The sequence below is a fragment of the Denitrificimonas halotolerans genome (assembly GCF_034259425.1).
Lineage (GTDB): Bacteria > Pseudomonadota > Gammaproteobacteria > Pseudomonadales > Pseudomonadaceae > Denitrificimonas > Denitrificimonas halotolerans.
The window spans coordinates 19,726-31,957 of record NZ_JAXIVU010000006.1 but is presented as its reverse complement, the minus strand read 5'-3'; the positions used below and the strand labels follow the sequence as shown (position 1 = coordinate 31,957).

The 12,232-nt window shown below is 46.1% G+C and carries 9 protein-coding genes; 1 reads left to right on the top strand and 8 read right to left on the bottom strand.

From position 1 onward, the window contains the following. Positions 1-86: 86 nt before the first annotated feature. Together TOI97_RS06065 and TOI97_RS06060 are read right to left on the bottom strand one after the other, a co-directional pair. Positions 87-3,128, bottom strand: coding sequence for an efflux RND transporter permease subunit (locus TOI97_RS06065; RefSeq protein WP_321553230.1), 3,042 nt, complete (start codon positions 3,126-3,128; stop codon positions 87-89). 13 nt (positions 3,129-3,141) lie between these two features. Then, positions 3,142-4,221 (bottom strand): efflux RND transporter periplasmic adaptor subunit, encoded by a 1,080-nt coding sequence (locus TOI97_RS06060; RefSeq protein WP_321553229.1) that lies wholly within the window; start codon positions 4,219-4,221, stop codon positions 3,142-3,144. 302 nt (positions 4,222-4,523) lie between these two features. Between TOI97_RS06060 and TOI97_RS06055 the strand changes: the two genes are divergently transcribed. Continuing rightward, the gene (locus tag TOI97_RS06055) at positions 4,524-5,447 is read left to right on the top strand and encodes a pirin family protein (protein WP_321553228.1); all 924 of its coding nucleotides are present in this window, start codon (positions 4,524-4,526) and stop codon (positions 5,445-5,447) included. A gap of 165 nt (positions 5,448-5,612) precedes the next feature. Here TOI97_RS06055 and TOI97_RS06050 read toward each other — a convergent pair whose 3' ends face one another. The 6 genes from TOI97_RS06050 to TOI97_RS06025 all read right to left on the bottom strand — a co-directional run bounded on the left by TOI97_RS06050 (position 5,613) and on the right by TOI97_RS06025 (position 12,049). After that, complete coding sequence (locus TOI97_RS06050; RefSeq protein WP_321553227.1) at positions 5,613-5,861, bottom strand: DUF6868 family protein; 249 nt, start codon at positions 5,859-5,861, stop codon at positions 5,613-5,615. A gap of 36 nt (positions 5,862-5,897) precedes the next feature. After that, entirely contained in the window at positions 5,898-7,805 is a 1,908-nt protein-coding gene (locus TOI97_RS06045) for an AAA family ATPase (protein ID WP_321553226.1), read from the bottom strand. A 92-nt stretch (positions 7,806-7,897) separates the two neighbouring features. Further along, positions 7,898-8,143, bottom strand: a complete 246-nt coding sequence (locus TOI97_RS06040) for a transposase (protein ID WP_321553225.1) — start codon at positions 8,141-8,143, stop codon at positions 7,898-7,900. 17 nt (positions 8,144-8,160) lie between these two features. Continuing rightward, on the bottom strand, positions 8,161-9,345 hold the full coding sequence (gene bktB, locus TOI97_RS06035) for a beta-ketothiolase BktB (RefSeq protein ID WP_321553224.1): 1,185 nt from the start codon (positions 9,343-9,345) through the stop codon (positions 8,161-8,163). A gap of 23 nt (positions 9,346-9,368) precedes the next feature. Then, positions 9,369-10,511 carry an acyl-CoA dehydrogenase family protein gene (locus TOI97_RS06030; RefSeq protein ID WP_321553223.1) on the bottom strand — a complete coding sequence of 381 codons (1,143 nt, stop codon included), beginning with the start codon at positions 10,509-10,511 and terminating at the stop codon, positions 9,369-9,371. Then, complete coding sequence (locus TOI97_RS06025) at positions 10,508-12,049, bottom strand: fatty acyl-CoA synthetase (RefSeq protein WP_321553222.1); 1,542 nt, start codon at positions 12,047-12,049, stop codon at positions 10,508-10,510. Before TOI97_RS06025 ends, TOI97_RS06030 begins: the two co-directional genes overlap by 4 nt. Positions 12,050-12,232: the final 183 nt, after the last annotated feature.

Below are 12,232 nucleotides of genomic sequence, written 5' to 3'. Positions count from 1 at the left end.
TGAGTTTTACTAAACTCTGTATTTCACATCCGTCAAGCACTCCGCACCGATGACCACTCTTAGGTATACACCGCTAGACTACATCGCTACTTGGCGGGAATACGAAATACAACAACATATAATAACGGCACCACTACTAGTGTCAGTACTGTGGCAAATGCTAAACCAAACATAATCACCACCGCCATACTCTTAAAGAACGGATCCCACAACAATGGTGCCACTCCTAAGATTGTGGTGAGCGCCCCAAGGAATACAGGACGCGCACGACTCACTGCCGCATCAATCACAGCAATGAATCCTGGCTTACCTGCTCGTATTTCCTCATCCGCTTGATCGACCAAGACAATGGAATTTTTTACCAACATCCCAACCAAACTTAGGCAACCTAGAATCGCCATAAACTCAAAAGGTACTTGAAAAATAACTAAGCCTAAAGTCACGCCGATAATAGCCAGAGGCGCCGTGAGCCAGATCACTAATGGCTGACGCAATGCGTTAAACATCAAAACCACTGCTAATACCATAGCGGTAAAACCATAAGGCGCTGAAATAGCTAACCCCTCATTCGACTCATTCGAAGCCTTATACTCACCATGCCACTCCAAACTATAGCCAGGTGGTAGCTCGATGGCTTCAATCTTCGGTTTAATACGCGCCAACAAAGGATTGGACTGCTCACCGGGTAAAGGGTCAGCCTGTGCTTTAATCGTAGGAAAACGGTCCACTCGGCGCAAGATGGCATCAGACCACTCCACCTTAACATCCGTAACCAACTGCCCGACCGGCAAATACTTCTGAGCCGTTGGGCTGTACACCTGTACATTCTCTAAATCCTGTGCTTGAGAACGTTCTGTCAAAGGAGCGCGAGCAATGATGGGAATCAATTTATCTTGCTCGCGATACACCCCCACTCGCTCTCCCGTAAAGGCGCGATTTAACGCTTGACTAATCTGCGTAATATCAACCCCTGCACGACGTGCTGCCACATCATCCACCACAGGCCGCAATACTGGGGTTTTATCCCGCCAGTCATCTTGCACGGCCATAGCCCCAGGGTCAGCCGCCATAATGCCCTTGGCTTCTTCAGCCAATTGACGCAATACATCGGGATTAGGGCCTTTAAAGGCAACCTCGATTTTTTTACCGCCACCACGCCCAAGCATAAACTTCCAAACTTTGACCTCAGCCAATGGATGACGCTCAGAAAGTTCCTGCTGCAATTCATCCACCAACTCAGCCAAGCCTGAAGCATCTTCAACATCAATGAGCAACTGTCCGTAACTGCTATTAGGGTCTTCAGGGCTATAGGTCAACATAAAGCGTAAAGCACCTTGACCAATAAAACGCGTGATATGGGTCACCCCAACTTTATTGCGCACATGTTCCGCCATAGCAGCCAGCTCTTGCTCAGTTTCGCGAATATCCGACCCTTGAGGTAAATACATATCTACAACAAACTGCGCACGGGCTGAATCTGGCATAAAACCCGGCTGCACCCACTTAAAACCCAAAATAGCACTTACCAACAGACTTAACATCACCACTCCGGTAAATAAGCAATGACGCAATGCCACATTTAACAGGCCACGATAGCGATATAAAATGCCGCTATTTTTTTCTTCCGCGCTAGGTTGGGCTTTAACCTTTAACAAAGTGACGCATAAGAGCGGTGTTAACGTCACTGCAAATAACCAACTAAACAGCATCGAATAGAGGATCACCCAAAATAGCGAGCCAGCATACTCCCCCATATCCGTTGGTGATAAACCAATTGCACTAAAAGCCAAAATCCCAACAATAGTCCCTCCTAATAAAGGAAACTGTGTACCTTTCACCACTGCATTGGCAGCACTATGCGCTGATTCTCCTTTTTCCATGCGCACCAAAATCCCATCTGTAACCACAATGGCATTATCCACAAGCATCCCTAAAGCAATGATTAAAGCCCCGAGAGAAACTCGCTGCATAGCAATGTCATCCATATACATTGCAATTAAAGTACCAGCCACTGTCAGCAACAAACCGATGCCAACAATCACACCACTGCGCCAGCCCATAAAGACAATCAACACAAGCACAACAATAGCGACTGCGGCCGCCAGATTAGCAATAAAGCCATCCACGGCTTCACGGACCGCATCAGACTGGTAAGAAACGACGTGTAAATCAATTCCTACGGGACGCTGCGACTCTAATTCTAGCAGCCGGGCTCGAACAGCATCCCCCATTTCCACTACGTTTCCACCGGCAACCTGAGATACCCCCAAGCCAATGGCTGGCTGCCCGTCATAATGCATTAGAGCACGAGGTGGCTCAATGCTAGAGCGGGTGATTTCAGCAATATCTCTCAGGAAGATAACCTGCTCACCACTAGCAGAAGCTAAAGCAATATTGCCCAGTGCTTGTACCGAGTCCACTTGACCTTTAGGACTAAAATACACACGCTGTGGACCAACCAATAAATGACCTGAATCGGTAATCACATTTTGCTGGCGTAAGGAGCGGTAGATGTCTTCTTGAGAAACACCCAGTTGCGCTGCTTTTGCTGATGCAATCTCAACAAAGATCGCCTCTTGCGGCTCTCCCAAGGTTGCAACTCGCGCAACACCAGGCACCTGTAATAACTCACGCTCCAACACATCAAGGTAATCTTTAATCTCTTGTAAGCTATAGCCTTCGCCAGTAACAGCAAAAAACAAAGCATACACATCACCAAAATCATCATTAACAAAAGAAGGACCAGCGCCGGGTGGCAATTGATGCTGAACATCATTAATTTTGCGTCGAAGCTTATCCCAGATTTGCTCAAGCTCTGCTTTGCTTTGCGCAAACTTCAAATCAATTTCAACCTTCACCAGAGAATTTCCCATACGGGAAACCGAGGTCACTTCTTTCAATTCTTGTAACTGCTGAACGGCTTGTTCAATAACCTCAGTTACCTCCTCCGCCACCTGCTGAGGTAAAGCACCAGGGTACGCAGTGTTGATCACAGCCTGACGGATGACAAACTCTGGATCCTCATAACGACCAAGCTTTTCGTAACTGATATAACCGCCTAGCAGCACTAGAATAGTCACCATCCAAGCAATGGTGCGCTTGGCCAATGTTTGTTCAGCAATATTCACAATCTATACGCCTCTATTGACCAGCAATGCCGTCCTTAAGCGGACGCACTAACATCCCTTCACGTAACTGACTCACACCCGCGGTAGCAATTTTTTCGCCCCCCGTCAGACCACTGTTCACTACGACATCAGCTCCTAAAACTTTACCTAAAGTCACTTCACGTAAAGTAACTCGGGCAGTATCAGGATCCACCACCCAAACACCAGTAGCATGTTCACCATTAGAATAAATCGATTTTAATGGCACTTTAATTTGACTCATACTTAAACCTTCAAGTGGTCCTCTTGGCACAATATCAACCGACATACCAGGCAATATAGTCAACTCATAACCCGGCTCCAGTGTCAGCACCACTTCATAACTTTGTGTTTGTTTATCACTCTCTGCCGAAAAGGACTTTAAGGTCACTGGGAGCATTTGCTCCGGCTGATCTGCAAAAATAGCATAACCGGCAATGTGTTTAGCGGTGTTACGCACCACACGCTCTGGAACGTTAATAACAATTTCTAACTCATTGAGATCCTGCAAGCTGACAATTGGCTCTTTATCTTGAACATTACTGTAATTCTCAACATAACGCTTGGTGACTACCCCTGAAAAAGGAGCCACTAAACGGGTATCATCAAAGTCTTTTTTAGCTAAAGCGTAATCTGCATGAGCCACATCCATTGCCGTACGCTGCCTGTCCACCTCAGCTTTCGCAACCGCCTGGCTGCGCTGCCAGATTTTCTCAACCCGACTGTAGTCTGTTTGTGCTTTATTATATTTAGCTAAGGCAGAACGCATTTGAATACGATAGTTGGCATCATCCAAGCGCGCCACCAACTGGCCTTTTTTAACCAGTTTGCCCTCCTCAACGTGCAATTCAACAAGCTGTCCGGATACATTAAAAGCTAAATCAGCGCGTTGTGCTGAACGCACCCGCCCTGGAAAACGTAAACTTGATGTTTGACTCGAAGTATCAATCAATAACATTGGTACTGGACGTGGACTTTCAGCCTGCTGATTTACAGCCCCTGCGTCACTATCTGTACACCCTGTTAATACTACTAATAGCATTATGCCTAGCAGCCAACCAATTCGCTTCTTCAAGCTCGTACTCCTGAATTTCTGTAACTGAATTGAGTTCACAGCAAAACCAATTCTAAACACACTTGTATTCGCACTGTCATAACAGTGCTTTAAAGTAGTGCCCTCATCGTTATTGATGTATTTCTAACACTCTGTAATCGCGCAATAATAAAGTTTTATATGTTCTCACAAAGATGACAACAATGCCGCTCATAAAAGTATGAACCACTTGCGACTTCGTTAATCTGACGCCAATCTATTGAAAGTCTCCAGATCTATCTGGCTCTAGGTTAATCTGATACTTCACCAGTTAGGACATGATAATGAAGAAGCACAACCCAACAACAAAATCGCCCCTTGCTACTGATTCTGTATGCTCTGCTATTCAGCTTCAGGTGCAAGCCAAAGAGCAAATGCTAGGCGGTTTGAACATACGTCGTAGCCTACCTGCTCGAGGCGCACGTCGCATTGGCCCTTGGGTGTTTTTTGATCACATGGGGCCAACCCGCTTCCCAGCCAAGCATGGTGTAGACATTGCACCGCATCCTCACATCAACCTCGCTACCGTAACCTATTTGCTTGAGGGCGAAATGCTCCATCAAGACTCCGTTGGTAGTGTGCAAAGCATTCGCCCTGGAGATATTAACCTCATGGTGGCCGGCTCCGGCATTACGCACTCTGAACGCCAGTCTGAGGCAACTAAAAGTCAGTCACACCGTATCCATGGTTTTCAATTGTGGCTAGCTCTCCCTTCAGAAGCCGAAGAAACTGACCCAGCTTTTTATCATTACCCATCCCAACAGATTCCTGCGCTGACAATTGAGGGCGTACGCCTACGCGTACTAATGGGAACAGCCTACGGCGTCACATCCCCAGTGAAAACTTTCAGCCCCACTTTATATGTTGAGGCACAAATTAAAACTGGACAAACACTCGCCATCCCTGCTGCAGCCATGCGTGGTCTATATATAGTCAGCGGTCAAGTGAAGATAGGAGACACTCAATTAACTGAGCATACTTTCGCTGTTCTCAACGACCAACAAAACATCTCCATCACTGCAAAAAGTGACAGTCAAATCGTGATACTAGGTGGTGATGATATTGGTCACCGCTATATGGACTGGAATTTTGTCTCAAGCCGAATTGAACGAGTAAAACAAGCACGCCAACAATGGATTAGTCAACAGTTCCCACTCATACCCACGGATCAACAAGAATACATCCCTTATCCCGACCTCAACATCTAGATCAAGCGTGACCTAAAGCCTGATGAAATGTCAGGCTTGCTCCCTCACTATCGCCATAGTTTCTAACAGCTGAAAATAAAAGCCTATACGGCCCAGTGGTCACACCCAATATCTAGCCTGTATAACCAGCTCGCCGATGATTGCCGTATATCTCAAGAGCAGCACCTATGCCGCCATAATCTTTAACGCCCAATATGGCACTAAATTAAAAACTAAAATCATCAGTTTATAGCGACCTAAAAAACTAAAATACAAGGCATTAAGCGCTCTGCTTTCAAGAGGAAAAAGCTTACTGTGCACCGATCGCACTTGAGCATTAAAAATCACAATTACTAGGGCAGAAATAGCAATCAAAGCCAAGTTGAGAACCGCACACCAACCTAGAAACGTCGTTAAAGCCGTTACATCTATCATGGTACGTCCTCCAGCTTGAGCTCAAGCAGTTCAATACTACTTCACTACATCAGCAATCCAGTCAGAAAAACCATCTGGCACAATCAGCTCATGCTGAGCTCGAGTACAAGCAGTGTACAGTCTTGAGAACAATTGTGCGCGACTGTCTACGTTATCTCGGCTCGTGGGTGCCACAAGCAGATCTTTAGAAAGGTAAACACTAGCAAACTCCATATTTTTGGTGTCACTGACACGCGCCAAAATGATATGCCCCTGTCCTTTACGCATGTGCCGATCCACTGCGGTTTGAAAATCCATTAACGAGTAACCTTTCTGTAACATTCGTTCAATAGACTGAAATGATGGGCTATGTGCCATTGCCTCACTCAGCGCATCCCAGCTCGCATAGCGAAAAATCAAGCCATGGCGTGGTCTTGTTCCTCTGCTATATAACTCAATACAATCTTGAGCAAAGATCATAAAATCTTTAAAGGTTGAAGGAAATAAACGAAAAGAAGCCTCCGCGTGGGTTAAACGCTGAAACCAAGCAAAGAGATCGAACTCATCAGCAACTATAAGAGTTGTGGGCTGATTCGGAATATGCCAACCACTATAATAATGTAAGTGCGTACAATGATCCGCGCGCCCAGAAAAACGTTCTTTAACGGCACTAGGGTGCGCTTGAATTAAAGGATTCACCACCTGCTCTACCTGTTTGCCTAAACGCACTGACTGAGCAATCGAACGCTGACGAATACCATCTCTGCGCTCCGGTGGTAAACCACTTAAATTTTGCAGCTCATCACTTAAAGTGATCACCGCCTGCGGGCTGCGATCCAAGATCTGTAGCATAGGCGTAGGGATATCATGCCCCTCGTCTACAATGATGTGCGTATATTGCTGATCTAAAACTTCTTTAGTCAACGCCATCAACTTAATTCGATGATAACCTCGGATCGGTAAGCGTATATGCGGCTCAGACGGCTGAATCAACTCGCCCCAATAACGCTGCACCATTTCAAGCAGCACTCGTTGCTCCAATATACTCAGTTGCCCTGCCAGCGCTGCAGGCAAATGTATTGCGTCAATATAAGTTGCAACACTATTACAGAAACGAGCCACAGCCCGAGTACAGATGCTCGCGACTTGCGCCGGCGAAAAGTGCCCAATCGCTGGAATATTAAGCCAGTGTGCTACTTGCCTATGAGTCACTTGCCAAGTGTATTGGCCACGGCTTTTGTCTTTCAACCGCCAACTGTCATTGAGTAAATTATTATCGAGTACTTGTCCTACAGCATGCATAAAAGTCATTGCTGGAAACTGTTCACCGGCACGTTTTCTGAGCGCTTGTAATTGCCCTGAAGTTTGTGCCAACAACAAGGTGCGCTGAGGATTCAAGAATTCAGCAAAACGACTGACGAGATGAGTTTTTCCAGATCCTGCGTAACCTTGCACATTGAATGATTCATCAGCAGCAGCCAAAAATTCCCGTAACGTTCGATTCTGCGCATCAGAAAGAGAGACTTCAGCATCAAACTCATTAAAATGCACCTTCTGTAAGGGCATCACTTCTTTTTGATATTCAGGCGAAAAGGTAAACAACCACTGCCCTTGATCATCTAGATAACGTGACTCAGCCACAGGATACTCATCAGCCAACAGCCCTACTTGCAAACCCCCTAAAAGGTTCACCCCTTGTGCAAACTGTGTTACGGAAAAACGTTCACTCACGCATGTTTGAAAAGCTTGATCAAGCTTCATATTAGCTTGATGTCCAGCATGGATAATCTGGGCAAATTGACGCTCCAACGACGCTAGCGATGCTTGCTGTTTAGCCAGCTTAGGGGCATTTTGAATAAATACGACAGCAGCCAGTTGCGGCACAGTAGCTGAACTAAAAAAATCAGATAACCGACCTGAGGATAAACTCTGGACAACTGTACGGTACAGCGGTAGAAAAAACATAGACCTCTCGCAGCGACTTAATTGAGCATCGGATTAACTTAAGCTTAGCTCACAGATTAACAAGTGTATGCCTCGTTGACATCCTCCCCGACCTAAAGGACGGGGATTCCTACTGCTAGACGGCCATGCCCGACTGCGAGAATGTTACGTGCCGCGTTGATATCGCGATCGTGGGTGACACCACACCCACTGCACGTCCATTCTCTTATTCCAAGCCCTGCGATACCTTTCGGCCTCGACTCGGGCAAGCTGTCACAACTCGAACAGGTTTGGGTGGTGTATGCCTCGTCAATTGCCTTAAAAACAATGCCTGCGTGAGCGCATTTATAGTCCAGCATTGTTTTTAAGTTATCTTTTAAATGCGCTCAATGATCAAAGCAATCCCCTGGCCACCACCAATACACAGTGTGATTAAGCCATATCGACCACCGGTACGCTCTAATTCACAAAGTGCTTTAACCGTCAATATTGCTCCTGTGGCACCTACAGGATGCCCCATACCTACTGCACCACCGTTGGGGTTTACACGTTCGCTCGGGAAGCCTAGCTCTTGCGCTACCGCCATCGCCTGAGCAGCAAATGCTTCGTTGGATTCAATGACATCAATATCATTAATCGTTAAACCTGCCTGCTCTAAAGCCTTAGGTACTGCTGCAATAGGCCCCAACCCCATCAACTTCGGATCAACACCGCCAAAACCATTGGCAACAATACGTCCGCGGACTTTTAAACCTTGCTCAGCTGCAGTTTTTTCATCAGCCAATAACAATGATGCTGCGCCATCATTAATACCTGAAGCATTGCCTGCCGTGACCACGCCGCCCTTTTTAAAAGCAGGTTTAAGTTTAGCTAAATCTGCCATAGCCACTTGTGCACGCACATGCTCATCATTTGCAAACTGAACGTCCTCACGACCTTTACGCACTACAATAGGAACAATTTGCTCCGTAAAGCGTCCTTCAGCTGTAGCTGCCGCTGCTTTTTGATGGCTGGCTAAAGCGAATTCATCCAACTGCTCACGGGTAAAGCCATATTTCTCCGCAATATTTTCAGCTGTCACCCCCATATGCCCAGAATCAAAAGGATCACTTAACGTTCCGAGTGTTAAGTCTTCTACAGTACTATGCCCCATACGTAAGCCTGAGCGCACTTTAGGCAACAAATAGCCTCCCTGACTCATGGACTCAGCACCACCAGCTAGCGCCATCCGACTGTCACCGGTTTCAATCATTTGCGCAGCAGAAATAATTGCTTGCAAGCCAGAACCACATAAACGACTCACATTAAAGGCCGCTGAACGCTCATCTAAACCTGAGTTCAATGCAATATGACGCGCTAAATAAGCATCTTGCGCCGAAGTTGGAATAATATGACCGTAAACGGCATGGTCAATTTTCTTTGCGTCAACGCCACTGCGCTTAATGACTTCCTGTGCTGTTGCAGTACCCATTTGCTCCGGCGTTAAACCAGACAAACTACCACCAAACCCCCCAATGGCAGTACGTACACCCTCAACAATCACAACCGAGTTAAACTTCATAGATTTATCCTTATTATTTATACTTATTTACCAAGCATGGAACGTGCGATGACTTCTTTCATAATTTCAGAAGTACCGGCATAGACGGTTTGCACTCGTGCATCCACATAAAAACGCGAAATGGGATATTCCAAAGTATAACCATAGCCACCAAAAAGCTGCAGGCATTGATTAATGGTTTCACATTGCATTTCTGTGAGCTGCAATTTAAGCACTGCTGCATCAGTACCGCTCATCTGTTGCTGACGATACAAATTCACACAGTGATTAAAATAAGCTCGTGCCATATCAATTTTTGCACGCACTTCAGCGAGTTTAAAACGAGTGTTTTGAAATTGTCCAATAGATTGACCAAAAGCTTTACGCTCCTGCACATAATCTAAGGTTAATGCCAGTGCCCCCTCCATAGCTCCAAGCGCTTGTGCGCCTACCCCTAAGCGCTCACGGGGCAATTCTTGCATCAAATAAGCAAATCCCTTTCCCTCTTCACCTAACAAAGAGTTTTCAGGCAGTAGCACATCTTCAAAAAACAACTCAGCTGTATCACTGGCATGCTGGCCTATTTTTTTAATTGGCTGACCACGGGAAAACCCCGGTAAACGAGTATCCACTAAAAAAAGGGACACACCCTTAGCCCCCGCTGCAGGATCAGTTTTAGCACAAACAATAACCATATCAGCAACCATACCGTTGGTAATGAAAATTTTGGAACCATTGAGTTGCCAGCCAGCGTCCACCTTTACAGCTCGAGTTTTCATTCCGGCCAAATCACTACCCGCACTCGGCTCAGTCATCGCAATAGCACCTAAGACCTCACCACATGCCATTCTTGGCAGCCACTGTTGTTTTTGCTCTTCACTAGCTAAATGCTCCAAATAAGGCATGACAATATTAGAATGGATGTTAAAAGCACTGGCTAATCCCCCGAAACCACGACGGGACATTTCCTCCAATACCATCTGAGTTACACCAAAATCAGCACCGGTCCCCCCGTATTCCTCCGACAAATCAACCGCCAACATTCCCGCCTGGCCAAGCTTTAGCCAAAAAGCTCGTGGCACCTGGCCCACAGTCTCCCAATCGTCATAATACGGATCGGCTTCTTGCTCTAAAAAACGACAAATCATCGGGTAAAATAGCTGCATATTATCTTGGTGTTCATTCATGCTTGAAGCTCCTCACGCAACACTCGTTTTAATATTTTTCCAGCAGTGCTTTTAGGCAGTGATGTACTAAAAATCACTTGTTTAGGTAATTTAAAACTGGCTAAATGTTGGCGCGCATGCTTAATCAGATCTTCAGCTGTGGCCGTGGCATTCTCTTTAAGAATAACCACAGCAGTAATGGCTTCAATCCATTTAGGGTGCGGCATCCCCACAACTGCCACTTCAGATACAGCCGGATGGGTAAAGAGCACCTCTTCAACTTCGCGACTCGCCACTATAATTCCACCGGAGTTGATAACATCCTTAATGCGATCAACGACATATAAATAGCCTTCTTCATCTATATAGCCCACATCCCCAGAATGAAACCAACCACCTTTAAAGGCTTCAGCAGTCATGCTTGGCTGTTGCCAGTAGCCTTTACACAACTGAGGTGAACGATGAATGATTTCACCCTGCTCCCCCGTTGGCACATCATTCATATCCTTATCAACAACTCGTGTTTCTACTGTGATAATTGGCCGCCCTGCAGACGCAGGACGCCTTGCATGATCTTCTGGACGCAACACCGTGGCTAATGGAGCAATTTCACTTTGCCCATAGCAGTTATATAACCCCACACCTGACAAACGCTGCTGTAACTCTTCTAACACCGGCACAGGCATGATAGAAGCACCGTAGTACGCTTTCTTCAGACTGCTCAAATTACGCCTCTCAAAATCAGAGTGGCGAAGTAAACTGATCCAAAATGTTGGCGGAGCAAAAAAAGATACAATTCCTTCAAGCTCAATCCATTGCAAACATACATCGGGCACAGGCCCTTCCATCAAACGGATCGATGCCCCCTTTAATAAAGCTGGCATTAAAAAAACATGCATTTGCGCCGAATGATACAAGGGTAAAGCAGCTAACATCGGCTCATCGGATTGGATATCCAGCTCCACTATGCAGGCAAAATACTCAGCTAAAAAAGCTTGGTGAGTCATCATCGCTGCTTTAGGGGCACCCGTAGTACCTGAGGTATATAAAAACTGCGCAAGGTCATCCGCATTCACTACAACCTGTGGCTCTGTACTAAGCGCATCACTCTGCGCCACCTGCAAAATATCTAAGGCTGCACCACTACTGCTGTGAAAATACCCTTGCACCTGCAAATCAATGCCTTGCGTAGCTGATTCAGCTGTTGCCGTCAGACTGACATCACTGATCAACCCTCGTGCACCAGATTGCCCAATGATATAGCGCAACTCATCTTCATTAAGACTAAAATTAGCTGGCACATGCACTAAACCCGCACGCACAGTCGCCAACCAAGTTAAAACATAAGCGTCTGAATTTTTGCCATAGGCGACAACACGATCTCCCTGTCTCAACCCCCGCTGTAATAACCGATGAGCCACTTTATTAACCGCCAGCTCTAGCTCCGTATAGGTCCACTGACGATCTTCAAATTTTAATGCTATAGACGAAGCATTTTTTCGTGCGCTACGACTTAGCGCTGCACCGATAGTATTCGCTTGAGGAGCATTGCTTAGCATACTGATACCCGTCCCTTAAGAATCACAGCTCAAGAACCTTGTTGAGATGCTACAGCCAGCGAAGGAGGCCAACTTAATGACTAAAACGGCCAAAACATACGCCAACTTGAAAGATTCATCTGCTCTTGGCTTAAACTTATTATTTTTGTTTTATATCGCAACTTCCCTAATCATCAGGTTAAT

Bases quoted from the DNA above. Each gene is read 5' to 3' on its own strand.
- bktB (WP_321553224.1), bottom strand. From the start codon at position 9,345: ATGAAGTTTAACTCGGTTGTGATTGTTGAGGGTGTACGTACTGCCATT.
- TOI97_RS06045 (WP_321553226.1), bottom strand. From the start codon at position 7,805: ATGTTTTTTCTACCGCTGTACCGTACAGTTGTCCAGAGTTTATCCTCA.
- TOI97_RS06025 (WP_321553222.1), bottom strand. From the start codon at position 12,049: ATGCTAAGCAATGCTCCTCAAGCGAATACTATCGGTGCAGCGCTAAGT.
- TOI97_RS06040 (WP_321553225.1), bottom strand. From the start codon at position 8,143: ATGCTGGACTATAAATGCGCTCACGCAGGCATTGTTTTTAAGGCAATT.
- TOI97_RS06030 (WP_321553223.1), bottom strand. From the start codon at position 10,511: ATGAATGAACACCAAGATAATATGCAGCTATTTTACCCGATGATTTGT.
- TOI97_RS06050 (WP_321553227.1), bottom strand. From the start codon at position 5,861: ATGATAGATGTAACGGCTTTAACGACGTTTCTAGGTTGGTGTGCGGTT.
- TOI97_RS06055 (WP_321553228.1), top strand. From the start codon at position 4,524: ATGAAGAAGCACAACCCAACAACAAAATCGCCCCTTGCTACTGATTCT.